20 protein-coding genes are annotated in these 24,908 nt (G+C 71.8%); 14 read left to right on the top strand and 6 right to left on the bottom strand.

All coding sequences use genetic code 11. The features are described from left to right. The first annotated feature begins 155 nt into the window (after nt 1-155). The 3 genes from POL25_RS14385 to POL25_RS14375 are packed head-to-tail and all read left to right on the top strand — an operon-like array spanning nt 156 to nt 7,185. A complete protein-coding gene (locus tag POL25_RS14385) occupies nt 156-6,158 on the top strand; it encodes an AAA family ATPase (protein WP_272086571.1) in 6,003 nt (2,000 codons plus the stop codon). A 44-nt stretch (nt 6,159-6,202) separates the two neighbouring features. Further along, on the top strand, nt 6,203-6,817 hold the full coding sequence (locus POL25_RS14380) for a response regulator transcription factor (protein ID WP_272086570.1): 615 nt from the start codon (nt 6,203-6,205) through the stop codon (nt 6,815-6,817). Nucleotides 6,818-6,828: 11 nt separating this feature from the next. Beyond that, nucleotides 6,829-7,185, top strand: coding sequence for a response regulator transcription factor (locus tag POL25_RS14375; RefSeq protein ID WP_272086569.1), 357 nt, complete (start codon nt 6,829-6,831; stop codon nt 7,183-7,185). Nucleotides 7,186-7,195: 10 nt separating this feature from the next. On the opposite strand, the gene POL25_RS14370 is transcribed toward POL25_RS14375, so the two are convergent. Together POL25_RS14370 and POL25_RS14365 are read right to left on the bottom strand one after the other, a co-directional pair. Further along, nucleotides 7,196-7,489, bottom strand: coding sequence for a hypothetical protein (locus POL25_RS14370; protein ID WP_272086568.1), 294 nt, complete (start codon nt 7,487-7,489; stop codon nt 7,196-7,198). 268 nt (nt 7,490-7,757) lie between these two features. Next, nucleotides 7,758-8,639 (bottom strand): LysR family transcriptional regulator, encoded by an 882-nt coding sequence (locus POL25_RS14365; protein ID WP_272087253.1) that lies wholly within the window; start codon nt 8,637-8,639, stop codon nt 7,758-7,760. A gap of 257 nt (nt 8,640-8,896) precedes the next feature. Here POL25_RS14365 and POL25_RS14360 point away from each other — a divergent pair, with 257 nt between their 5' ends. After that, the gene (locus tag POL25_RS14360) at nt 8,897-9,364 is read left to right on the top strand and encodes a MarR family winged helix-turn-helix transcriptional regulator (RefSeq protein WP_272086567.1); all 468 of its coding nucleotides are present in this window, start codon (nt 8,897-8,899) and stop codon (nt 9,362-9,364) included. A gap of 19 nt (nt 9,365-9,383) precedes the next feature. Next, complete coding sequence (locus tag POL25_RS14355; protein WP_272086566.1) at nt 9,384-10,175, top strand: nuclear transport factor 2 family protein; 792 nt, start codon at nt 9,384-9,386, stop codon at nt 10,173-10,175. Nucleotides 10,176-10,209: 34 nt separating this feature from the next. On the opposite strand, the gene POL25_RS14350 is transcribed toward POL25_RS14355, so the two are convergent. Further along, a complete protein-coding gene (locus tag POL25_RS14350) occupies nt 10,210-11,358 on the bottom strand; it encodes an FG-GAP repeat domain-containing protein (RefSeq protein WP_272086565.1) in 1,149 nt (382 codons plus the stop codon). Between the two features lie 564 nt (nt 11,359-11,922). Between POL25_RS14350 and POL25_RS14345 the strand changes: the two genes are divergently transcribed. Further along, complete coding sequence (locus POL25_RS14345; protein WP_272086564.1) at nt 11,923-12,777, top strand: MYXO-CTERM sorting domain-containing protein; 855 nt, start codon at nt 11,923-11,925, stop codon at nt 12,775-12,777. A 163-nt stretch (nt 12,778-12,940) separates the two neighbouring features. Here the strand turns inward: POL25_RS14345 and POL25_RS14340 are convergent, their stop codons facing one another. After that, the gene (locus tag POL25_RS14340) at nt 12,941-13,576 is read right to left on the bottom strand and encodes a glutathione S-transferase family protein (RefSeq protein ID WP_272086563.1); all 636 of its coding nucleotides are present in this window, start codon (nt 13,574-13,576) and stop codon (nt 12,941-12,943) included. A gap of 370 nt (nt 13,577-13,946) precedes the next feature. Between POL25_RS14340 and nudC the strand changes: the two genes are divergently transcribed. The 6 genes from nudC to POL25_RS14310 all read left to right on the top strand — a co-directional run bounded on the left by nudC (nt 13,947) and on the right by POL25_RS14310 (nt 20,497). Further along, entirely contained in the window at nt 13,947-14,897 is a 951-nt protein-coding gene (nudC, locus tag POL25_RS14335; RefSeq protein ID WP_272086562.1) for an NAD(+) diphosphatase, read from the top strand. Nucleotides 14,898-15,330: 433 nt separating this feature from the next. Beyond that, on the top strand, nt 15,331-16,599 hold the full coding sequence (locus POL25_RS14330; RefSeq protein WP_272086561.1) for a phosphatidylethanolamine N-methyltransferase family domain-containing protein: 1,269 nt from the start codon (nt 15,331-15,333) through the stop codon (nt 16,597-16,599). A 22-nt stretch (nt 16,600-16,621) separates the two neighbouring features. Further along, entirely contained in the window at nt 16,622-17,638 is a 1,017-nt protein-coding gene (locus POL25_RS14325; RefSeq protein WP_272086560.1) for a serine hydrolase domain-containing protein, read from the top strand. Between the two features lie 123 nt (nt 17,639-17,761). Next, nucleotides 17,762-17,917, top strand: coding sequence for a hypothetical protein (locus POL25_RS14320; protein WP_272086559.1), 156 nt, complete (start codon nt 17,762-17,764; stop codon nt 17,915-17,917). A gap of 52 nt (nt 17,918-17,969) precedes the next feature. Beyond that, nucleotides 17,970-18,368, top strand: a complete 399-nt coding sequence (locus tag POL25_RS14315; RefSeq protein WP_272086558.1) for a hypothetical protein — start codon at nt 17,970-17,972, stop codon at nt 18,366-18,368. Between the two features lie 1,175 nt (nt 18,369-19,543). Continuing rightward, a complete protein-coding gene (locus POL25_RS14310) occupies nt 19,544-20,497 on the top strand; it encodes a hypothetical protein (RefSeq protein ID WP_272086557.1) in 954 nt (317 codons plus the stop codon). Between the two features lie 209 nt (nt 20,498-20,706). On the opposite strand, the gene POL25_RS14305 is transcribed toward POL25_RS14310, so the two are convergent. Then, on the bottom strand, nt 20,707-21,006 hold the full coding sequence (locus POL25_RS14305) for a hypothetical protein (RefSeq protein WP_272086556.1): 300 nt from the start codon (nt 21,004-21,006) through the stop codon (nt 20,707-20,709). A 398-nt stretch (nt 21,007-21,404) separates the two neighbouring features. On the opposite strand from POL25_RS14305, the gene POL25_RS14300 reads away from it, so the two are divergent. Both POL25_RS14300 and POL25_RS14295 read left to right on the top strand, forming a co-directional pair. Further along, entirely contained in the window at nt 21,405-22,331 is a 927-nt protein-coding gene (locus POL25_RS14300) for a sensor histidine kinase (RefSeq protein WP_272086555.1), read from the top strand. Next, entirely contained in the window at nt 22,328-23,689 is a 1,362-nt protein-coding gene (locus POL25_RS14295) for a sigma-54-dependent transcriptional regulator (RefSeq protein ID WP_272086553.1), read from the top strand. The genes POL25_RS14300 and POL25_RS14295 overlap by 4 nt, the downstream gene beginning before the upstream one ends. A gap of 70 nt (nt 23,690-23,759) precedes the next feature. On the opposite strand, the gene POL25_RS14290 is transcribed toward POL25_RS14295, so the two are convergent. Further along, a complete protein-coding gene (locus POL25_RS14290) occupies nt 23,760-24,779 on the bottom strand; it encodes a hypothetical protein (protein ID WP_272086552.1) in 1,020 nt (339 codons plus the stop codon). Nucleotides 24,780-24,908 lie beyond the last annotated feature (129 nt).

The raw sequence follows: 24,908 nt of genomic DNA, 5'->3' as shown, positions 1-24,908 counted from the left end.
ATAGCGCGGCCCTCGGGGGCGGACGAGCCCGCATCGGCGCAGGGGGATCGCGCTACCCGACCAAGGTCGGGTGTCGCCCGGCGCCGGCCCTCGCGGCTCAGGGCGTAGACTCGGGCGGTCCTGCGGCCCTGCGGTCGATGACCATGGTTTTACCGATGCGCGAGATCTCTGGTGGCGCCGGCGAGCCCCTCCCCGTCGAATTGATGGGCGGCTCGCCGCTGTGGCAGGAGGGCGACGTCGGGCTCGCGCGGGCGGCTCGCCGCAGCGATGGGGCGGCGGTGCTGGTCGTGCGCGGGCCGGTCGCGCGCCTCGAGCACGAGCTGGCGCTGCGCCACGTCATCGAGCCGTCGTGGGGCGCGCAGCCGCTGGGGCTCGCGCGCGACGGTGGGCGGCTCGTGTTGTTGCTGCGCGATCCGGGCGGCGACAGCCTGGCCGAGCTGGTCGGGCGCGCGTGGGAGACGACGGCCTTCTTGCGGGCGGCGATCGGCCTGGCGATCGCGCTCGACCGCGCCCACGACCGCGGCATCACCCACAAGGATCTGCGGCCGGCCAACATCCTGGTCGACGCGCGCGCCGGTGCGGTGTGGCTCACCGGGTTCGGCATCGCCTCGCTGTCGCGGCGCGAGCACCAGAGCGTCGGCGGGCCGGTGCCGGCGGGCACGCTGGCGTACGTGGCCCCGGAGCAGACCGGGCGCATGAACCGGTCGACCGACGCGCGCAGCGACCTCTACTCGCTCGGCGTGACGCTCTACCAGCTGCTGACCGGGGTGTTGCCGTTCGCGGCCGACGACCCGGCGGAGCTGCTGCACGGGCATTTGGCGCGCGAGCCGAGGCCGCCGCACGAGCTGGTGCCGGATGCGCCGCGGCCGCTGTCGGCGATCGTGCTCAAGCTGCTGGCGAAGACGCCGGAGGACCGCTACCAGTCGGCGCGCGGGGTGCTCACCGACCTGCGGCGCTGCCTCGCCGAGTGGGAGTCGTTCGGCCGCGTCGAGCCGTTCCGCCTCGGCGCCCAGGACGTGGCGCGGCGGCTCCGCGTGCCGGACAAGCTGTATGGGCGCGAGCGCGAGAGCGACGAGCTGCTGGCGGCCTTCGCCCGCGCGATATCGGGTGGCGCGCGCGAGCTGGTGCTGGTCACCGGCTATCCGGGCGCCGGCAAGTCGTCGCTGGTCGGCGAGCTGCGGCGCGTGCTGCTGCCGGCGCGGGCGCTGTTCGCCAGCGGCAAGGCCGACGAGTCGACGCGCGAGGTCCCGTACGCGCCGTTCGCCGGCGGCCTGCGCACCGTGGTGCGGGGGATCCTGGCCCAGAGCGAGGAAGAGGTCGGGCGCTGGCGCGAGTCGCTGCAGCGCGCGCTCGGGCCGAGCGGCAAGCTGATCGTCGACCTGGTGCCCGAGCTGGCGCTGGTCATCGGCGAGCAGGCGGCGATCGCCGAGCTGGCGCCGGAGGAGGCCAACAGCCGCTTCTATGCGGTGTTCCGGCGGTTCCTCGGGGTCCTGGCGACGGCCGAGCACCCGCTGGTGCTGTTCCTCGACGACCTGCAGTGGGCCGACGAGGCGACGGTGGCGCTGCTCGAGCACCTGGTCGGGCAGGACGAGGTCACGCATTTGTTTTTGGTCGGCGCCTATCGCGACCAACAGGTGGATGGCGACCACGCGCTGGCGCGGGCGATCGCGCGGATGACCGCGGCCGGGGCGACGCTGCGGGAGATCGCGGTGCCGCCGCTGCAGGTGCAGGACTTCGAGAAGATGCTCGGCGGGGCGCTGGGCTGCAGCCGCGAGCACGTGCGCCCATTGGCGCGGCTGGTGTTCGAGAAGACCAGCGGCAACCCGTTCTTCGCCATCCAGTTCGTCGGCGCGCTCTACGACGACGCGCTGATCGGCTTCGACCCGGTGAGCGGCAGCTGGACGTGGGACGTCGCGCGGATCCAGGCCCAGAACTTCACCGACAACGTCGTCGAGCTGATGATGACGCGCTTCGGCGGCCTGCCGGCGGCGACCCGCGAGGCGCTGAAGGATCTGGCTTGCCTCGGTCACACCGCGCCGGCGCGGATCCTCGAGGTCGTGCACGGCGAGCACATCCACGCGGCGCTGGCCGAGGCGATCCGCTCGGGCCTGGTGTACCAGCTCGACGGCGCCTACTCGTTCCTCCACGACCGCGTGCGCGAGGCCTCGTATGCGCTGCTGGCCGAGTCGGAGCGGCCGGCGGCGCACCGGCGGATCGCGCAGCGACTGCTGGCGAGCACGCCGAGCGAGCGGCGCGAGGAGGCGGTGTTCGACGTCGTCAATCAGTACAACGCCGGCTCGTCGCTGGTGGCGGCGGAGGACGAGCGGCTGCTGCTGGCGGAGCTCAACCTGCTGGCGGGCGGCCGGGCGCGGGCCTCGAGCGCGTACGCGCAGGCGCACCGCTACTTGACGCAGGCGAACGCGCTGCTGCCGGCCGACCGCTGGCAGCGCTGCCCGGCGCTGACGTTCCCGATCGAGCTGGCGCTGGCGGAGTGCGAGCGGCTCGACGGGGCCAATGATTCGGCCGAGGCGCGGCTGTCGCGGCTGGCCTCGCACGTGAGCGACCCGATCGAGCGGGCGGCGATCGTGTGCATGCAGGTCCACCTGTACACGACCTCCGACAGGTTCGATCGGGTGGTGCCGATCTGCCTCGATTACTTGCGCAGCGTCGGCATCGCGCTGCCGCCGGCGCCGACCGACGCGGAGGTGCGGGCGCAGTACCAGGGCATGCGCGCGCGCATGGGCGAGCGCACGATCGAGTCGCTGTTCGACCTGCCGCCGATGACCGACCCGGGGCGGCGCGCCACGGTCGACGTGCTGTCGCTGTTCACCACGCCGGCGTACTTCGCCGACAAGAACCTTTACGCGCTGCTGATCGTCCACATCGTCCTGCTCAGCCTCGAGCACGGCATCACCGACGGCTCGGCGCTGGCCTTCTCGCTGCTCGGCACGGTGATCGGTCCGCGTTTCGCCGCTTATCGCGACGGCCACCGGTTCGGCCGGCTGAGCGCCGACCTGGTCGAGCGGCGCGGGCTCGACCGCTACGCCGCGCGCGTGCAGATGGTGTTCGCCACCAACGTGATCCCGTGGACCAGCCACCTGCGCGCCAGCCATGCGATCACGTGGCGCGCCGGCGAGACCGCGCTCGAGAGCGGCGACCTCACCTACGCGTCGTACTGCGCCGGGTTTGCGATCACGTTCCGCCTGGCCGCGGGGGCCCCGCTGGCCGAGGTGCTGCGCGAGGCAGAGGCCGCTCTCGGCGTGGCGCGCCGGGCCGGCTACGCCTTCGCCGTCGACCTGATCGGGGCCCAGCTCGCGCTGATCCGGACCCTGCGCGCGCCGCTCGACGATCCCTCGGCCGCGACCGCCGAAGCCCGGCTCGTCGACGACCGATCGATCCCCGGCGCCCTGCTCGCGGTGTTTCGCTGGATCCGCGAGCTCCAGGCCTGCTTCCACCTCGAGCGCTTCGCCGAGGCCCAAGCCATCGCCGCACGGGCCCACGAGAGTATCGAGCTGGCGGCGCTGTTCTACGAGGAGGCCGAGTTCCACCTGTACTCGGCGCTGGCCCACGCGGCGGTCAGCGACGGCGCGCCCGGGCGCGATCACGTCGCGCTGGTGGCGGCGCATCACACCCAGCTGGTCACCTGGGCCGTGGACTCGCCGCCGACGTTCGGCTGCCAGGCGGCGCTGGTCGAGGCGGAGCTGGCCCGCCTGCAGGGTCACGAGCTGGCGGCGGAGCGGCTGTACGAGCGGGCGATCGGGCTGGCGCGCGAGGCCGGCTTCGTACAGTTCGAGGCGATCGCCAACGACCTGGCGGCGCGCTTCCACGAGCGCCGCGGGTTCGCCACGATCGCGGCGGCGTACACCCGCGAGGCGCAGGCGCTCTACGACCGCTGGGGGGCGCGCGGCAAGGTGGAGCTGCTGGCGCGGCGGCTGCGGGCCGGTCGCCCGGCGGTGATGCCGTCGAGCGAGACGCTGCTCGAGCGGCTCGACGCGGCGGCGGTGATCCGGGCCTCGCAGGCGCTGTCGAGCGAGATCGTGCTCGACCGGTTGATCGAGGCGTTGATGCGCACGACGGTCGAGAGCGCAGGGGCGACGCGCGGGGTGCTGGTGACGCTGGCCCGCGGCGAGGTCGAGGTCGCGGCGGTGGCGACGACCGGCAAGGACGGGGTGACGGTGCAGCTGCGCGGGCCGTCGGCGCCGGCCGAGGCGCTGCCGGAGACGGTGATCCAGTACGTGGCGCGCACCCGCCAGAGCGTGCTGCTCGAGGACGCCCGGCAGGCGCACCCGTTCGCGGACGACCCATACGTCACCAGGCACGGCTGTCGCTCGCTGCTGTGCCTGCCGCTGGCCAAGCCGTCGCAGCTGGTCGCGGTGCTGCTGCTCGAGAACACGCTGACGCCGCACGCTTTCACGTCGGAGCGGATCGCGGTGCTGACGCTGCTGGCGTCGCAGGCGGCGATCTCGCTGGAGAACGCGCGCCTCTACGCGGAGGCCGGTCGCTCGGAGGACCGACTGACGCGCATCATCGACACGATCCCGACGCTGGCGTGGTCGGCCCGGCCCGACGGCGCGGCGATGTTCTTCAACCGCCAGTGGCTCGATTACACCGGGCTGTCGCTGGCCGAGGCGCAGGCGCAGCGCCACCCGAGCGCGACCCACCCCGACGATACGGAGGCGGCCAGGTCGCACTGGCAGCGGCTGGTGCAGTCGGGCGAGCCGGGCTCGTTCGAGGCCCGGCTGCGCCGCGCCGACGGGGCGTACCGGTGGTTCTTGACGCGGGTCCAGCCGCTCTACGACGAGCAGGGGATCGTCGAGTGGTACGGCACGAGCACCGACATCGAGGATCGCAAGCAGGCCGAGGAGGAGCTCGACTCGCGGGTCAGGTTCTGGACGCTGCGCTCGCTCGTCTCGAGCCGCCTGGCCGCGTCGCCGACCGACCGCCTCGACGCCGAGATCGACGCGATGCTGGCCCAGCTCGGCGCGTTCTTCGAGGTCGACAGCATCTTCATCTTCTGGTTCCCGGTCACCGGCCACGACGCGGTCACGACGCACACGTGGGCCAAGTCGGGGGTGGGGCTGCCGCCGAACACGGTGACGATGTTCCCCGACAGCGTGGAGGAGATGCGCCGCGGCGAGGACGTGCCGGTCCACGACGTCCAGCGCATGCCGGACCACAAAGCCGAGGAGCGGCTGGCGCTGACGGCGATGGGGATCAAGTCGGTGATCGGGCTGCCGCTGATCGTCGGCGGGGCGACGATCGCGTCGCTCAACCTGGCTTGCACGTCGCGCCATATGCAATGGACCGACCCGGTCCGCCAGCGCCTGCGGATCTTCGGCGAGGTGTTCGCCAACGCGCTGGCCCGCCGCCGCGCCGAGCTGGACCTCGAGCGCAGCGAGTCGGCGCTGCACCGGGCCCAGACCGACCTCGCCCACGTCACCCGCATCACCACGCTCGGCGAGCTGGCGGCGTCGATCGCCCACGAGATCAATCAACCACTGACGGCGATCATCGCCGAGGCGGCGGCCTGCACCAACTGGCTGTCGGCGCCGCAACCAAAGCTCGACAACGTGCGCGAGTCGCTGGGGGCGATCGCCAGCGAGAGCAACCGCGCGGGGGAGATCTTGCGGCGGATCCGGGCGCTGCTGTCGCGCTCGTCGATCGAGACCAATCCGTGCGATCTGACGGCGGTGGTGTACGCGGCGCTGCCGGTGGTGCGCCGCCAGCTGCTGCAGGCGGAGGTGGTGCTCGAGACTTCGCTGCAGCCGAACCTGCCGCCGGTGATCGGTGACCCGGTCCAGCTGCAACAGGTGGTGCTGAACCTGATCCTCAACGCCAGCGACGCGTCGCGCGACGTCGAGCCGGGGCGACGGCGCATCACAGTGCGCACGTTCGTCGAATGGGGCGAAGCGGACCCATCCGTGGTGGTGGAGGTCGAGGACTGGGGGGTGGGCATCGGCTCGCTGGCCCCGGCGCACCTGTTCGAGCCGTTCTTCACGACCAAGGCGAACGGGCTCGGGATGGGGCTGGCGATCAGCCGGTCGATCATCGAGCGACATGGAGGTCGCCTGTGGGCCGATTCCAACGCGTCCGGCGTCGGTGCTACATTCGGGTTCTCCCTCACGGCCCTGCCCCGGACGACGCCGCGGAGCTCTTGATGAGCGCGACCTCCACCTCCCCCCGATCTGCACCGAAGGTCTTCGTGGTCGACGACGACCCGGCCGTGCGCACGAGCCTGAGCCGACTGCTGTCGTCGGTCGACCTGGCCGTCGAGACCTTCCCCAGCGCGGAGAGCTTCCTGTCGGCCGACCACTCGGAGGCCCGCGGCTGCGCGGTGCTCGACGTGAAGCTGCCGCTGCTCGACGGCCTCGAGCTGCAGCGGCGGCTGTCCGACGCGCAGGTGACCCTGCCGATCATCTTCCTCACCGGGCAAGGCGACATCCCGATGTCGGTGCGGGCGATGAAGGCGGGCGCGGTCGAGTTCATGACCAAGCCGTTCGAGCCGGCGGGCCTGATCGCGGCGATCCGCGAGGCGATCGAGCGCGACCGGGTGGCCCGCCAGGGCCGCGACGACCTGGCGGCGCTGACGAGCCGCTACGAGTCGCTGACGCTCCGCGAGCGCGAGGTGATGCGCGGGGTGGTGGCCGGCCAGCTGAACAAGCAGATCGCGGCCGAGTTCGGGACCCGCGAGGCGACGGTCAAGGAGCAGCGGGCGAAGGTGATGGAGAAGATGCGCGCGGGCTCGGTGGCCGAGCTGGTGCGCTTCGCGGTCCGACTCGGGCAGCTCGGCCCGGGCGAGGAAGCGCGCGCGAGATGACGGAGGAACGGATGATTGCGATCGTCGACGACGATGCCTCGCTGCGCCGCTCGCTCGGCAACCTGCTGGGCTCGACGGGCTTCCTGGTCGAGACGTTCCCGTCGGCCGAGGCGTTCCTCGAGACGGGCAAGGTGGCGGCGATCAACGCGCTGGTGCTCGACGTGCGGATGCCGGGCATGAGCGGGGTCGATCTGCTGGTCGAGCTGGGGCGCCGCGATTCGCGGCTGCCCGTGGTGGTGCTGACGGCGCACGGCGACGACGACGTGCGCAAGCAGTGCCTCCGCGCGGGAGCGCTGGCGTTCCTGACCAAGCCGTTCCAGGCGAAGGACCTGCTCGACGCGATCCAGCGGGTGACGAGCAACGACTGACCGTCGCCGCTCAGGCGCAGCCGGTCGGGACCTGGCAATCCATGGTCACGAGCTCGGCCCCCCGGACCTCGACGATGCACTCGGGCGCCTCCACCTGCTCGGGGCCGCCAGAGTCCTCGACTTCGAGGTACTTGTTGCAAAGCGCCTCGCAGGCCTCCTGCGGCAGCTCGCCGTCCTCCTCGGCGGCGTCGTATTCATCGCGCGGCACCTCGACGCGCGGGCTGTAATAGCAGGACCCGGTCTCGGTGCTGCCATCGTGGTTGCAAGCGCCGAGCAGGAGCATGAAGGGGACAAGCCAATGCATGTTCGCCATGATGCCGGGGTAGCTGCCGGCGCCGTGGCGAAGGATCGCGGCGCGCCGGGCGGGAGGCTCACGACCCGAATGTCGTGACACGTCCGGCCGCGGTGTCATGGGCGGGGCTCACAATGGCCGCTGAAACCCCGCCCACACGCCGAGGTTTCGCCGATGCGACGGGCGTCGAGGTGGGCGGGTGTCATGATTCGGGCGAGCAGGGCGAGCCGCCCATCCGTGCGATCGGGGATTCACACGTGCGAACCGGCCGGCGCGGTAGTCAACTGTGTGGGGCGAACAGGTCGGCGACCCAATCGACGAACACCTGCAGCTTGGCGCTGAGGTGGCGATTTTGCGGATACATGATGTAGATCGGGTGGGGCGGGCGCTGCCAGTCGGTGAGCACGGGCACGAGCTCGCCGCGCTCGAGGTGAGGACGCGCCATGCACTCGAGGACCTGGACCACGCCGAGGCCGGCGAGGGCGGCGACGAGGTGGGCCTGGCTGTCGTTGATCGAGAGGCGGCAGCGGCCCTTGATGGCGAGGGTCTCGCCGTCTCGCTCGAAATGCAGCACCATCGGCCGGGCCGTCGCAGGCGGCACGTAGGCCACGAGGTTCTGTTCGCTGTCCTCCAGGTCGCGCGGGTGCTGCGGCGCGCCGTGGCGCTCGAGGTAGCCGGGCGTGGCGCACGTGACCCAGCGAACGGCGCCGAGCCGGCGCGAGACGTGGGCGAGGTCATACGCGGCGCCGCGGATGACGCAATCGACATTTTCGCCGATGGGGCCGGAGAGCCGGTCGCTGATCTCGAGATCGAGCTCGATGTCGGGGTGCAGCGCCTGAAACCGCGGCAGCGCGGGGATGATGAGCATGCAGGCGGTGGCGGTGGCCAGGTCGACGCGCAGGCGGCCGCGCGGGCTCTTCTGCGCGTGGCTGAGGGTGGCCTCGATGTCGCTCAATTCGCCGAGCAGGCGGCCCGTATGCTCGTAATAGGAGGCGCCGTCGGCGGTCACGGTGACGCGCCGCGTGGTCCGTTCGAGCAGCTGGACGCGCAGACGCGCCTCCAGGCCCTGCACCAGTTTGGTCACTGTGGCCTTCGGCATCTGTAAAGAGGCCGCGGCGCGCGTAAAACTGCCGGCTTCGACGACTCGCGCGAAGACCCGCATCGCCAGTAGCTGATCCATTATCTCTGGGATTCTCCCCAGCCATTATTCCCGAGCAGAGACAAAGAAGCCAATAGTAACAGTGTTTGTTTCCCCACAGAAATAATTGGGCGCTCTACCCGTCGGCATCGGCAGCGGTCGCTTCGCCGAGCTCGACATTACGGGGCGCCGTGCTCGCAGCCGCGCCCAAACCGCCGGCGAGGCGCGCGCCGCGGGAAAAAGTTGACAATAGTTTCCACGGAAACTACAACGACCGGGCAATGACGGCTGGGGCGCAAGAGGAGGTCAGCGGGCTCGCGGCGCACCTGGGCTACTGGCTGCGGCTGGTGTCCAACCAGGTGTCCCACGCGTTTCGCCTCAAGGTCGAGGCGTCGGGGGTGAGCGTGTCGGAGTGGGTGGTACTGCGCGAGCTCTACGGCCCCGACAGCGGCTCGCCGGGGGCGCTGGTGCAGTCGTTGGGGATGACGAAGGGGGCCGTGTCGAAGCTGATCGACCGCCTCGAGAGCAAGGGGCTGGCGACGCGCTCGCCGTCGCAGGTCGATCGCCGGCAGCAGGCGGTGGCCTTGACGGCGGAAGGGCGGGCCCTGGTGCCCCGACTGGCCGCCCTGGCCGACGCGAACGACCAGGAATTCTTCGGTCGATTGCCCAGACAAGCCCGCGACGAGCTGATGCGCGTGCTGCAGGAGATCGCCCGCACCCACCACATCACGAGTGCCCCCGTCGATTAGGGGCGCAAGCGAAGGGTATATGACGAATCCGAATGTGAATATGGCGACGATCGAGGACTGCGCGCGGCAGTCCCACGCAGGCACGATCGACTTCGGGACCGTGGTCACGCGCCTGGCGGCGGCGGGGGTCGAGTCGTACCACGTCGATTATCGCGCGGGGCGGAGCACCTATTACACGGCCGACGGCCAGGTGTGCACGTTCGAGCTGTCCCTGGCCGAACCGGCCATCGCCCGCGAGTTCGACGGCATCGCCGTGCAAGCGGCGGTCCGCGGGGCCCAGGAGGGCGCGGTGAAGTACCCCGAGTTCGTCCGGCGCACGCGCGCGGCCGGCTGCGTCGGCTACGACGTGTGGATCGACGGCAAGCGGGTCGTGTACCACGGCCGCCGCGGCGAGCAGCAGGTGGAGTGGTTCCCGGGGGCGACGGAGGGGCGCGCGAACGTGGAGGTGGTGAAGCAGGTGTACGCGGCGTTCACTCGCCGCGACCTGGCGGCGGCGCTGGCCCTGTTCGCGCCCGAGGTGCAGATCGATCAATCCACGGAGGTGCCGTGGGGCGGGCACTACGAGGGCCAGACGGGGCTGCAGCAGTGCTTCGCGCGGCTGATGCAGGCGCTCGACTCGACGCTGGCGCTCGAGCGCTTCATCGACGCCGGGGAGCACGTGGTGGCGCTCGGCCGCACCCGCGGGACCGAAAGGGCCCACGGCCGCCGCTACGACGTGCCGATCGCCCACGTGTGGCAGGTCCGCGACGGGCTGGTGCGTCGCGTCCACTACTTCATCGACAACCCGACGATGCTGGCGGCGCTGGGCTGAAGGATGCGTGACCTGTCTCGCGGGACAGGTCGCATCAGGGCAGCGCGGCGCCGAGGTAGACCTCGACGCGGGGCGGATAACCGGCGGCCTGGGCGACGAGATCGGCGCGGCCGTCGCCGTCGAGGTCGCCGAGCTCGAAGCGCACGAAGTTGAAGCCGTCGTGGGCGACCGGGTCGGTCCAGCCGCCCTGGGTGGCGAGGTAGACTTGAAAGCGCCAGGCGTTGCCGGGGATGTCGGTCGCCGCGTCGGCGAGGCCGTCGCCGTCGAAGTCGCCGAGGTCGAACCATGAGAGGTTGAAGATCTCCGCGATCTGCGGCTCGCCGAGGTTGCCGGCGCCGTCGCCGGGGTGGACGTACAACTGCGGCGGGGAGCCGGTGCTGGCGGTGACGAGGTCGAGGTGGCCGTCGCCGGTGACGTCGCCGCTGCGTAGCAGGGCGTAGGCCCATGGATTGACGGCGGAGAGCGGCGCGTCGGCGATGCCGCTCTCGGTGCCCGGCCACACCTGGACCCACGGCATGAAGCTGTCGCCGTCGCCGATCAGGAGGTCGGCGTGGCCGTCGCCGGTCAGGTCGCCCGCGTGCATGTGCTTGAAGGTGAAGAGCTGGGTGGTGGCCAGCTCGGAGACGGTGAGGTCGTCGCCGCCGGCGTAGACGGTGATCCGCGGCGGGCTACCTGTCCCATGGGCCAGGACGTCGGCGCGCCCGTCTCCGGTGACGTCGGCGACGACGAACTGCGAGAAGCCGAACAGCGGGCTGTCGACGGCGGCGTCGCGGTCGAAGCTGCCGTCGCCGCGGCCGGGGTAGACGGTGATGCGCGGGGGAGCGCCGGTGCCGGAGGTGACGAGGTCGAGGCGGCCGTCGCCGTCGACGTCACCGAGGTCCATGGCGTCGAACTCCCACACCTCGGTGACGATCGGGGCCGGCGAGGGGTCGTCGCCGGTGATGTCGGGCCCGCCCGTGGAGGGCTCGCCGCTGCCGTCGCTGGTGGTGGCGCCGCTGGTGGTGGGCGCGGCGGTGGTGCCGGGGCCGCCGGTGGGGTCGGGCTCGCCGGTGACGGGGTCGACGGCGCCGGTGGTGCTCCCGGAGGCATCGGTGTCCGGGTCGGAGCCGGTGGGGTCGGGCGAGAGCGGGAAGATGCAAGCAGCGCTGCCGACCAGCAGCGCCGCGGGGAGGAGGCGAATCATCACGGAGGGGGAGCGTGGCACGCCGCTCCGGGCGTCGCAAACCGGGGGCAAAGGGCAGGGAATGGGCGCGGTGAGGGCGAGTTCCGCGGTGGCGCGCGACCGGAATGAATAGAATGGCGAGAGCGCAGGCGGGCGCAGATCGGGCGGTGCCACGCGGCAGCGGGTGACGGAGGTCGGGGTTCGCAGGAGGGTGCACGAGCGCGAGCGCCCGGCGCGAAAACTTTCGCTGCACGGAGAGGATGGGCGCGAGGCTGATGGTGTCGTGATGCCGGGTAGCGTCGGTGGGGATGTTCGTTGCAATTGCAGCGAGCGGTCGATTCGTGAGCTGCCTCGGCGGTGAGACGCGAATTGCGCCGGACATCTATCCGGGCACTGCGACCGGGCTCGGCCGCTCGCCGGAGGCCTTCGATGCGCAGAGGTGAATCGACCGGGCGGCGAGCGCGAGCGTCGCCTGGCTGGCTTCATCGCGGCTGGGCTCGCTCTCCGGGGCGTCGGCGTGCTCGTCGGGGCTGGCCGCGTCGGCGATCGCGTGTAATGGCAACGTCGCCCCCCAGAGGTCTCGACATGCGACGCACCTTCTCCAGCCTCCTCCATACATTGGCCTTTGCGATCCCGCTGCTGCTCGCGGCCGAGGTCCGGGCCGATTCCAGCCTGGCGCCCTGCGGCGAGATCTTCGTGCAGGGCGGCGCCGAATGTACGGTGTACGTCGGCCCGGTGTGCGAGGGCATGTGCAAGCCGGTCAGCTTGACCGCCGCCTGCGCCGCGGACCTGCGGGCCGAGTGCGCGGGTGATTGCAACGCCGAGGCCAGCGTCGATTGTGTCGGCAGCTGCGAGGGCGAGTGCCGGGCCGATTGCGACGTGGACCCGGGCGAGTTCAACTGCCAGCTCGAGTGCCAGGCCGACTGCAGCGCCAACTGCGACGGCAAATGCTCGGCGTCGGCGAACGGGGGCGAGTGCAAGGCCTCGTGCGAGGCGACCTGCTCGGCCGGCTGCGACGGCCAGTGCAAGGTCACCCCGCCGGAGGTCGACTGCGAGGCCAAGTGCCAGGCGTCGTGCACCGGCTCGTGCGACGCGCAGGCCAACATCGACTGCCAGATCGATTGCCAGGCCAGCGGCTACGTCAACTGCCGGGCCGACCTCGAGGGCGGCTGCAAGCTGCACTGCCAGCGGCCCGAGGGCGCGCTGTTCTGCGACGGGCAGTTCGTCGACGTCGGCGGGCAGCTCGACGCCTGCGTCGACGCGCTCAAGGCGTTGCTCGACATCGAGGTGTACGCGGAGGGCAGCGCCGAGTGCAAGGGCAACACCTGCCACGCGGAGGGCGAGGTCGGCTGCGAGTGCAACGCCAACGGGGGCTCGCCCGCGGGCGGGCTGGCGCTGATGGGGCTGGGCTTGCTGGCCTGGCGGCGTCGGCAGGCTTGAGCCGAGCGCGAAGAGCTTCGCGCCACCCCGCTGTCCGCGGGGTGGTGTCGCGATTGACGCGCGAAGCCTCGGGTCGTCTCGCCATTCGCAGACTCGGCCGAGACCAGGGCGGCCGTGCGGTGGCGACAATCGTGCCACCGCGAATCACGCCCGCGGGGCGCGATCAGGCCTGCTGGTGGGCTTCCCTCAGGGCGCGGGCGGCGGGGCGGCTGTCCGCGCGCTCCAGCCAGGCAGTGAGATGGGTGTACTTGGAGGCGTCGAGCTTGATCATGTAGAGGCCCCATCCGAGCACGCTCGACACGTCGGCGTCGACGAGGGTCCACTTGTCGTGGACGATGTTGCCGGTCTCGCCGAGGCGGGCGTCGAGGATCGCCAGGGCCTCGTGCAGCTCGGCCAGCGCCCGCTCGGCCTGCACGGCGTTGCGCGCCTCGGCAGGGACCTGCTCGCTGGCGTTGTGCATGTACGTGAAGAGCGGGGTGCCGAGCGAGACCTGGGCCCAGCACAGCCAGGTCAGGGCTTGCATGTGCTCGCGTGAGCCGACGGCCGGCCACAGGCCGCGCTCGACGCCGTAGCGCTCGCCCAGGTAGATCTGGATGGCGATCGACTCGAACATCGGCTGGCCGTCGACGACGATCGTGGGGATCTTGCCGTTGGGGTTGAGCTTGAGGAACTCGGGCTTGCGCTGGTCCTTCGCCTGCAGGTCGACGAAGACCTTCTCGTGGGGGATGTCGAGCTCCGCGAGGGTGAGCTGGACGCGAGAGGCCGAGGACATGGGGTTGTAGTAAAACGTGATGGACATGAGGGGGTGTCTCCGCGCTCCTTGTACGCGATACCGCGCGCCACAGCTAGTCTTTTGTTCAGGGGTCGTTCGCCGACACCTCTGCGGGCGAGGAACCCCTAATCCGGGGACGCAACCGTGATTCGCGGCGGCGATTGGGTAGATGTCCCGAGAGACATGTGATGTGAATGCGCGGACGCTCGCGGGGTCACCGCGGGGCGAGGCGGGCGGCCGATCGGTGGCGTGCATGGCCTGGCGTGGCGGCGGTCGCCAGGGCCGCTGGCGCGGGGCGGACGGACGCGGCATGCTGCCCGCCGCCGATGCTCCCGCGTCCCCGCCCAGGCCCCGGCCGCGCTCGCCCACGCCGACGGGCGCAGGAGGAACTCTGACGATGGCGACCAGCACCCGCAGCCGCAACAATGTGTTCGCCGCGCTGGCGCTCGACCGCGCGAGCGAGCGCCGCGACGACGCGGGGTGGATCGAGACGCGCAGGACGGCCGAGACGACGCGATACGCGGTGGTGCGCCCGGACGGCAAGGCGCTGGTCGACGCGACGCGCCGCGGGCTGCGCCTGCTGGCCGAGGCGGAGCGGGCGGCGTGGCTGGCGACGGCGCCGCTGTTCTATCTGGGCGAGGCGGAGCAGGTGGCCCACTTCGCGGTGGCCCACGCCGGCGACGACGAGGAGCCGCTGGCGCGCGAGCTCGGCGGGCAATGGATGGACCTGCGCGCGGCCGGGCTGGCGCTGCCGGCCTTCGACGCCGGGCTGTTCGCGTACGCCCGCGGGCTGCTCCACTGGCAGACGCGAGCCCGCTTCTGCGGCGCGTGCGGTTCGCCGACGATCTTCGTGTCGGCGGGGCACCGGGCCCGCTGCACCAATCCGGCCTGCCGCATCGAACACTTCCCGCGCACCGACCCGGCGATCATCGTCATCGTCGGCTGGGGCGACGCGTGCCTGCTCGGCCGCCAGGCCAGCTGGCCGCCAGGCCGCTTCTCGACGCTGGCAGGGTTCGTCGAGCCAGGCGAGACGCTCGAGGACGCGGTCCGCCGCGAGGTGTTCGAGGAGAGCGGGGTGACGGTGGCCGAGTGCGATTACCACTCGTCGCAGCCGTGGCCGTTCCCGGCGTCGCTGATGCTGGGCTTCACCGCGGAGGCGCAGGGCCCGGAGCTGCAGGTGGGCCCGGAGCTCGAGGCGGCCCGGTGGTTCACGGCCGACGAGATCGTGGGCTCGCTGGCCGACGGCTCGCTGGTGCTGCCGCCGCCGCTGTCGGTGTCGTTCCGGCTGATCGAGCACTGGCTGCGCGAGACGGCCGGGCTCGAGCTGACGACGCTGGCCCGCGGCTGAAGCGGCGGGTGCGTATGCCGGATCAGACATGTCGATAAGGACATGGCGATCAGGGCATGTTGTAAAGGACATGTCTGAAAGTGCTGCGGCGCGGGGTGAGGTCGCTCGGAGGCTCGGGTCTCGGGGCGGCACCGAAGGCGCCCGGCGGGGTGCGTTCTGGCGTGATGCACGGGGCGGAGGCGTCGAGCCTCGGAGCGGCACCGAAGACGCGGGGCCAGGTCGCGCGCATCGCGGGTGACGCGGCACGGCGCGGGGAGATCTGTATCCGCGGGTGTCGTGCTCGGGATCACGACGCGTTCGCTGCAACGAGGCCGGGGAGGGGCGCCAGGAGGCCTTGCGCGGGCGTTGGACCGCGCGAGCGTCACGGCGCGGGCGCGCGTGGGGCTGCGGCCGGGCTGGAGATCGGCGAGCGGCGCCTCTATCGTCGCGGCCGATGACCGGCGACGCGGAGACGACCAACAACAGGACCCGCCCCGACCAATTCGGCGGCCCGGGGGGCGCGCTCGCGCTGACGATCCTGATGCCGACGATCACGTTTTATCTGTGGTCGGCGGTGGCCCAGCACGGCGGCTCGCTGTGGTTGCCGGGCTCGCTCGCCGAGCTGCTGGCGATGATCCCGGCGCCGACCTGGGAGGCCGCGGCGATGTTCACCGGCTGGCTCGGGCTGCAGGCGCTGCTCTACGTGGTGGTGCCGGGCCGCGTGGTGCAGGGGCGGCGGACCGCGCACGGCGAGCAGGCCGAGTACCGCCTCAACGGGCTGGTCGCGTTCGGCCTGACGATGGCGCTGCTGGTCGCGGGCATCGCCGCCGACATCGTCTCGCCGGCGGCCGTGCTGGCGCAGCTCGGGCCGCTGCTGACGATCTCGGTCGTGTTTGCGTTCGCCGGCGCGGCGCTCACCTACGCGGCGGGCCGGCGGCGGGCGCACCTCGAGCGCAGCTCCGGGGTGGGGATCTACGACTTCTACATGGGCGCGATGCTCAACCCGCGGGTCGGTCGTCACGACGTCAAGTTCTTCTTCGAGTCGCGCATCGGCATGGGCACGTGGGGGCTGTTCGCCATCCTCATGCCGGCGGCCGAGCTGCAGGCGCACGGGTCGCTCTCGACGGCGATGCTGGTCGTCAGCCTGTGCCAGCTGTTCTACATCTTCGAGTTCTTCGTGTTCGAGTCGAACCTGCTGGCGACGCTCGACATCATCGAGGAGAACCTCGGCTTCATGCTGTGGTTCGCGTTCCTCGCGTGGATGCCGTTCAACTTCACGCTGCAGCAGCAGTACGTGCTCGAGGCGCGGCCCGAGCTGTCGGTGGTCGCCGCGGCCGCGATCATCATCTTCAACTTCGCCGGTTACTACGTGTTCCGCGACTCGAACCTGCAGAAGCTGCGGTTCCGCCGCGACCCCCGGCGACCGATCTGGGGCGAGGTCCCGGTCGCCATGGAGACCGCGCGCGGCAGCAAGCTGCTGCTGTCGGGCTGGTGGGGCCTCGCGCGCCACGCCAACTACATGGGCGACCTCATGATGGCGCTGGCGTGGTGCATGGCGTGCGGCAGCGGCAGCCTCGTGCCGTACTTCTACTTCTTCTACTTCGCGCCGCTGCTGCTCAACCGTGAGCGCCGCGACCACGCGATGTGCCAGCGCAAGTACGGGGCCGACTGGGACCGCTACTGCGAGAAGGTGCCGTACCGCATCGTGCCGTTCGTCTACTGACGACCCCTCGACGCCGATGCCCATGCGCCGCCGTGACCTGCTCCGCGCCCTGCCGCTGGTCGCCTGCACCCCGGCGCTCTCGAATCCGCCGCGCGCCGCGGACGGGTTCGACGACGTGCTCGCCGGCTTCGACCACGACGAACACGCCGACCTGCGCGCCGTCAGCGTGGACCGCGGCGGGCGACGGGTCGCGTCGCGCACCTACAACGGCGCGCGCGCCGACGAGCTGCACGACGTGCGCTCCGCCGGCAAGAGCATCACCTCGCTGCTGGCCGGCGCGGCCTTCGATCGCGGCATGTTGCGCGATCTCGCCGATCCCGTGCAGCGCTACCTCCCGGCCGCGCGCGGCAGCGCCTTCGCCGACGTGCCGCTGCGCGACCTGCTCGACATGCGCAGCGGCGTCGACGCCGACGACGAGGATCCCGCCTCGCCCGGCCGCGAGGATCTCATGGACGCCGCGCCCGATCCGGTGGCCTTCGCCTGGTCGGTGCCGCGAGCCACGGCGCCGGGCCTGCACTACCGCTACAACTCGCTGGCCGCCTACGTCGCCGGCCTCGTCGTGCAGCAGGCCTGCGGTCAGGACCTCGAAGCCTTCGCCCGCGACGCCCTGTTCGCGCCGCTCGGCATCACGCGCTGGCATTGGGCCCGCGACGCGGCCGGCAACGTGAAGGGCCAGGGCAACCTCTCGCTCGCAGTGCACGACTTGCTCCGCATCGGCCGTCTGCTGGCGGACGGCGGCCGACACGGCGAAACGCGCGTGCTGGGCCGCGAGTGGATCGAGGGCACGCAGCGACCGGCCTTCGCCATCGGCGACACCGATCCCTTCGCCTCGCACTACGGTCTCTACTGGTACCACGCCACGCACGCAGCGCGCGGCGGGCCGGTGCGCGTGCTCTTCGCCTCGGGCAACGGCGGCAACAAGATCTACGTGGTGCCGGCGCTGGACGTGGTGGTCGCCATCACGAGCCGCGCCTACGGGCGCGGCTACGGCCAGCGCCGCTCGCAGGCGATCTTGCAGGCCCTGCTCGCGGTGGCGTGAGACCGAGCGCCGCGACCTCGCTATGTGCCAGCGCAATCGCGGGGCCGACAGGGACCGCGACTGCGAGGAGGTGTCGAGCTCCACCCGGTCACCGACAGCGCATTCGCGGAATGCGGCGTCGACGTGCGCTTCCTGCCCGCGGCGCCAGCCACGGCGGAGGGCATGACAGCCGTGCTTGCCCAGGTCCATGAGGCTGCCTTCGCCATCGATACCGACGACCTCGGCGGCATCAGCCCGGCGGACGCGCGATCGATGGCACGACATCTCGGATCCGCGTAGGGCTGTCGCAAGCGGACGCGACCTCCTCTTCGGCCAGGCCGACGGGTAGAAAATGCTCCTGTTGCCCGCTGGAAATCACGAGGAACGCGATTATGTTTTCGTCACGTCGGCGTATATCGATACGCCGATCGGAAAAGAGGAAAAAATGCTGATCCAGTCCCAGATGTTGCTCATGACTGTGCTCTTCCTCGCCTCCCCCCAAAACGACACGGTCCCCCGCGACTACGAGTGCGGCGCCAGCGGCCACGGCGAGGAGGAAGAGGAGGAGGAGGAGTTGGCGACGTATTGCCTGGCCAAATGCGAGGGCAGGGATGCCTACAATCGCGTGAGCGGGGCCATCGATCCAGAAGACTACTCCAGGGAATGGTGCGAGAAGAAGGCCATGAAGTACTGCCACAAGTACGGCTACGACCTCGCGGATTCCTGCTTCGGCGAACGCCTCGATGATTAGCCGAGGGCGGGCGACCTCGCGCCACGGCCGTCACGGGCCCACGCGTCGAGGGCGGCGCCGCGGACGAGCGCCGTCGCCACGGGCACCTGGCCGTCGTCCTGGCCGACCTCGTGGACGGTGACGATGGGGCCTCCGCGGCCGGCCGCGCGCGGAGGCGGCGCACCGGCGGGTGATCGAGAATTCGGCGCTGCGAGAAATTGTTCGGCGCCCTTCGGTCACCTGGCTGAGGAGCACCCGCGATGCATCCCTTAGTCGGCTGCGCCCCTGCGTCACCCGCGAATCGTGGCACCGCGAGCGCCGCGGACGTACATGTCCGTGGCGCTCGGCGCGTCGGGTTCTCCGGTGATTCGCGTATCTGCTGCTGTCTCACCGTCTGCATCCTCGCAATATGCATCGACGCGATTAACCCGAAAGGCGAGGTGGCGACACTACCGGAGAGCCGAGGGACGACGCGGCCCGGGATGCACCGAGGCGCGGCGGTCACCGGCGAGAGCTCCCTGCGAAAGGACATGCCCGGCGGCCGGGCCGCTGCACCCGCTCCACCGTCACACGTTGCCTTCCCCACCCCCGGGCCAGGACGCACCCTCCCCCGCGTCCTGGCCCGCTTTTTTGCGCTTTCTCGCGGGCGCGTCGACGCTCGCGTGAAACCTCCGCCGCGCGGTCCCACTGTGCATAGTTTCAACGGCGCAACGAATGCCTCGAGCGCGAAGGCACGTGCTCGCGGGCCGGGCGCAGCGCGCGAGACGACTTGTGATCGCCCTCTCGCGCCTCCTCGGCGACGTGGCGCCTGGCGACGCCGGCGACATCTCGCAGCGAAAGGGTTGATCGTTAAGGCCGGTCGGCGACGCTACCCGGGCATCGAGGACGGGAGCTCGTCCTTCGACACGAAGGGGAGACCATGCCCGGGTGCGACGTTACCGCAGACAGCCTCCCCGCGATCTACGGGCCGCAATCGGCGACCCGAGCGCCGGGCCCGAGGCAGCCATCTTGCCGCCCCCGAAGCCCATCACGCGCCCCGCCGGCGGATCGGCGGCCTCTTGGCTTCGACACGAACTCTGCTATTCCGAAATAAAGTCGCTGCCTCGCCGCGCCATGGTCATTGTGATGGTCTCGGTCGGGGCGAAGCGCTCGCCATTCCCTTGTTCGTTCGCACTCTAACCATTGAGATCTTCGTCATGCATGAAACGCTCGCCATCGCCGTCACCGCCGCCCACCACGAGTGCGACGACGTCGTCCGCGACCCGTTGCTCGATTCGGCCCAGAGCGAGCTGTTGTTGGCGTTCTTCGCCCGCATGCGAGCAAAGAAGTCCAGCCTGATGGCCGACCCCGCGGCGCTGCCGCTGCTGGTCGGGCTGTCCGAGTGCGGCAAGGCCAACGTCGACCTCGCGGCCGGCTGCACCCTTTATGACATGGCGCTGCAGCTGTTCGACGACGGCTCCGGCCCGGCGGCCGCCAGCGATCGCCGGCGCGCGGCGCTGGTCGACAACGCCGGCCTGGCGCTGCACATGGTGGCCGTCGACATGATCGCCGGGGCGGTCCCTGCGGGTCGGGCCGAGGCCGCGCGGCGGTCGCTGCAGCGCCACTCGCTGCGCGCGGTCGCGGCCCGGCACCGCGATCTCGGCGGCACGATCGCCCATGACGAGGCCGGAGCGCGCCAGCACCACGCCGACAGGGCCTCGGTGTCGGCGCTGTCGGCCGAGCTGGCGGCGATCGCCGCCGGCTGTGAGCCCGAGCGCGTCGCGGCCTATTGCCGGATCGGCGAGGCCACCGCCGAGGTGGGCCGGATCGCCGAGGACCTCCACGATCTCCTGGCCGCGCCGCGCAGCCGCGACCTCGAGCGCGGCACGCTCAGCTTCCCGCTGGTCTGCTTCACCGCGCGCGCCAGCGTGGCCGAGCGCGCCGAGCTGACCCGGCTGCGCGCCGAGCTGCCGGCCAGCCTCGGGGCGATCCGCAAGCTGCTGCTGGCCGGCCCGGCGGTGCGCGCCAGCGTCGGGGCGATGGAGGCGGCGCGGCGCACGGTCCACGCCGAGATCGCCGCGCTGTTCCCGGTCGGCTCGGCGCTCGACCTGCTCGGCGAGTTCGTCGACGCGGTGGCCGCCGAGCGCTACCGCCGGCCACGTGCAGCATGATTTTCGTGCATGTCTTAACAGACATGTTCGAAAGACCATAGATTCTGGCGGCTGACGGATGAGATGTAGCGAAGAACAGGTCGATGCCGGGAGGTCGCGGCTCGCCCTAGCTGTCCCGGGGGACATGTTAGGCGAGCCGCGATCTGCGCGGAGTTCGCGGCTCCCGCGGGCCTGTCCCGCGGGACATGTTTTCCGCTCCACCTGGCGCTTCAGTGGGTCTTGAGCGCCGACTCGCGGCGGAGCAGGTAGGCCAGGGGGCCGAGCGAGCCGAACGCCAGCGTGGCGACGAGGTAGGGCGCGACCGTGAGGCCGTGCTTGCGGGCGTCGACGAGCATCCAGCCGGCGATCATGACCAGGGCGATGGTCAGGTCGAAGGCGGTGAGGATGCCGGGCCAGGTCGAAAGCAGGTCGGCGAACATGCCGACATAGCCGTGGTTGGCGACCACGTAGACGGTCATGGCGAGGAAGTCGAGGGCGACGAGGGCGAGGACGATCTGGCGGGTATTCATGCGATGATTTCCTTTGCTGCCCGTGCTTGAGCAACTCGCGTGCCAGCGGCCGATCGGGGCCGCGGCGGGGCTTCGGGGCCGGCGTGGCGCGATCGATGTTGCGGGCCTGCAACACGCGTTGCGGCGGTGCATCCTCGGCGGCGCGGCGCGAGGTTCGACGCGGCGACGATTCCGGGCCGCGAGCGCCTGCGAGGCAGCGGCGTCGGCGAGGCCGGGGACATCGCCCGCGAGGTGATGCGGGTCTGCGGGCGGTCCGCTGGCGAGGATCGAGCCCATCAGGCGCTGCGCGTCTGCGCCGCTGGCACGGCGCGTGCTCTGCGAGGCGCGTGACCCCGCGACCACGCCTCGCCTATAGTCGTCTCCGCGCCCTCGCGCTCGCCCCGGCCGGAGACGACCCCGTGACCCCAGCGCCGCCCTCGCCACCTTCCACGCGCCGCGCCTGGTTCGGCGCCGCCCTCGGGTTCGCGGCCGGCCTGTTCGATTTCCTGCTGCTGGGGCTCGCCGGCGTCGAAGTCTCGCCGGTGGTGGTCGGCTTCTTCGCCCTCACCTTCGCCGGCTTCGGCTACGCGATCGGCCTGCTGCTCGACGCCCGTGACCGGCTGCGGGCCAGCGCCGCCGCGCTCGCGGCCAGCCACCGGCGCGCGGCCCACAGCGAGAAGCTGGCGGCGATCGGTCGCCTCGCCGCCGGCGTCGCCCACGAGGTCCGCAACCCGCTCGGGGTGATCCGCTCGTCGGCCTCGCTTGTCCTCGAGGACATGTCCCCGGGGACAGATAATCATCAGGCCGCGCGCTTCATCGTCGAGGAGGTCGATCGTCTCAACGCCGTCGTCACCGCGCTGCTCGACTACGCGCGGCCGCTGGCGCCGCGGCGCGAGGAGGTCGAGCTCGCGGGGCTGGTGACCGCGGTCGAGCCGCTGGTGCGCGACGCCTTGCGGCCGAAGCGCGGCCGGCTCGACGCCGCCGAGGGCGACGGGCCGGCGCTGCGCGGCGACCCCGACCTGCTGGCGCAGTTGGTCTACGGCCTGGCGCTGAACGCCGCCCAGGCGATCGGCGACGACGGGCGCATCGAGCTGCGGGTGCGCCGGCGCGGGCCGACGGTCGAGCTGCTGGTGCGCGACGACGGCCCCGGCGTCGCGCCCGAGCACGCGGCGCGGCTGTTCGAGCCGTTCTTCACCACCAAGAAGACCGGCACCGGCCTCGGCCTCGCCACCGCCGCGCGCATCGCCGAGGCCCACGGCGGCGCGCTCGAGCTGGTCCCCGGCGGCGGCCTCGGCCCCGACGGGCGCGGCGCCTGCTTCTGCGTGCGCCTGCCGGAGGCCGCATGAGCGCCGCGCAGATCGCCGTCGTCGACGACGAGCCGCGCATGGCCGAGATCCTCGCCATGCTGCTGCGCCGCGACGGCCACAAGGTCGACGTGTTCGCCGGCGCCGAGCCGTTCCTGCGCGCGCTCGCCGAGCAGTCGTACGACCTGCTGCTGACCGACTTGATGATGCCCGGCGTCGACGGGCTCGAGCTGCTGCGGCGGGCACGAGCTGTCTCTCCGGACATGCCGGTCGTCCTCGTCACCGCCCACGCCAGCGTGCCGACGGCGGTCGCGGCGATCCGCGACGGCGCGTTCGATTTCGTCGAGAAGCCGTTCGACAACGACGCCTGCCGGGCGCTGGTCCACCGGGCCTTGCAGGTCCGCGCGCTGACCCGCGAGAACCGGCGCCTGCGGGCCGCGCTGCAGCGGGCCGGCTCGCCCGACATCATCACTTACAGCCCGGCCATGCGCGAGGTCCTCGACCTCGCCGCCCGGGCCGCCCGCAGCCGCGCCACCGCCCTCGTGACCGGCGAGAGCGGCACCGGCAAGGAGCTGGTGGCGCGCACGATCCACGATCACAGCGACCGCGCGCTCGGTCCCTTCGTCGCCGTCAACTGCAAGGCGTTCGCCGCCGGCGTGCTCGAGAGCGAGCTGTTCGGTCACGAGAAGGGCGCCTACACCGGGGCGGCCGGGGCCCGCGCTGGCGTGTTCGAGCGGGCCGGCGGCGGCACCCTGTTCCTCGACGAGATCGGTGAGGTCGATGTCGATTTCCAGGCCAAGCTGCTGCGGGCCCTGCAGACGCGTGAGGTGCTGCCGGTCGGCGGCACCCGGGCGCGGCCAGTGGATGTCCGGATCGTCGCCGCCACCAACCGCGACCTGCGGGCCGAGTGCGCCGCCGGCCGCTTCCGCGAGGACCTCTATTTCCGCCTGGCGGTGATCCCGATCCGCCTGCCGCCGCTGCGCGAGCGCCCCGAGGACGTGCTGCCGCTCGCCAATCACTTCCTGGCCCGCTTCGCCGCCGAGCTCGGGCGCGAGTTCGTCGGCTTTCACCCCACCGTCGAGACCTGGCTCAAGGGACATCCGTGGCCGGGCAACGTGCGCGAGCTCGAGAACCTGGTCGAGCGCGCGGCCGTGCTGGCGCGCGCCGAGGTCATCACCCGCGACGACCTGCTGCTCGAGGCCAGCGCGCCGCCGCCGGCCAGCGCCGACCCCGACGACGCGCTGCCGCTGCAGGTCCACCTCGACCGCGCCGCCGCGCGACGGATCCGCCTGGCCCTCGCGCGCGCCCAGGGCCGCCGCAACGACGCCGCCGCCGAGCTCGGGGTCGAGCGCACGACCCTCTATCGCCTGATCAAGAAGTTCGGGCTCGACGACGATTGATGCGAGGATCGCGGATCGACGCGGCCCATTTGTGGGCGGTGTCTCGCTCGACGTCAGCGACCGCGCGGCCTCAGCCGGCGACTCGCTCGGCCCACGGGCGCAGGTAGGCGCCGGCCAGGCGCGGCGGGACGTAGGCGAACTGACCGACCGGCGGGCGCTCGCCGCTGCCGAGGCGCGCCGCCACCCGGGCCTGGAAATCTTCGCGCGTCAGCACGCTGCCGATCGGATGCGGGCTCTCGAGTTCGGCCTCGCGCAGGCGGACGAACAGGCACGCTCGCGCGAGCGAACGCCACGCGCTGCGCGGCAGGCCGTCGGGCCCGGTGTCGACGTGCGCCAGCAGCCACTCGACGCAGGCCTCGTCGCCGAACAGCTCGAGGCGATCGTGGATGTCGAGCGCCGCGGTCACGTCGGCCTCGCCGGCGAACGCCCGGCCGTCGCGGATCGCCAGGCGGGGCGCGCCGTAGTTCGTGTATTCGACCGACGGCGTCGGTCGCACCAGCATCACCCCGGGGCCCGCTTGCGCCGGTTTGTCGCGGGCCACCGTGAAGCGCAGCCACTCGCGCGCGAGCGGGGCCTCGAGCGCGGCTCGCACCGCGGGCGAGAGCCTGGCGATCACCGGCGTCAGCGTCGCCTCGTCGTGCGGCTCGCCGCAGCGCGCCAGCAGCTCGCCCACCGCGTGGGCGAGGTCGTGCTGCGGCGGCCCGGGCGGCTCGCCGCGCGCGCGCCGGAACACCGCCAGGGCCTCGTCCAGCCACGTGTGCGCCGCGGTCCACCCGGCCTCGCCGGCGTGCAGGACGCTGTGCGCCCGGTTCGGCGGCGCGAACTCCGAAGCGAACGCCTCATAGTGTTCGGCGGCGAAGCGCTGGCCCTCGCTGACGAGATCGTCGGTGAACTTGAGCGGGTGCGTCGCCACGAACGCGGCCAGGAACTCCGCGAAGGGCAGCCGTCGCAGGTCCGCGGCGACCGGCGCGCGCGCGAGCCCCTGGTCGGACGCCCACAGCAGGAACAACGCCATGTGCGCCGCGGCCTCCTCCCAGGTCGTCACGTGGGCGACGTTGTCCATGTACGCGTCGGCGCGGTCGAGGCTCACGGCCGGCGATGGTAGCGCTCCGGCCCGTCGCGCGCGAGCCCCTGGCGAGCCCGCGCGAAAGGGGATGCGGGGCATGCTGGCCGCAGCGCACGGCTTGCCGGCGGTCGCGGGTGAACGTCGCTCGCTCAC

It is taken from the genome of Nannocystis bainbridge, assembly GCF_028368995.1.
In the GTDB taxonomy this organism is placed as follows: Bacteria; Myxococcota_A; Polyangia; order Nannocystales; family Nannocystaceae; genus Nannocystis; species Nannocystis bainbridge.
This window is presented reverse-complemented; position numbering and strand designations above follow the sequence as displayed.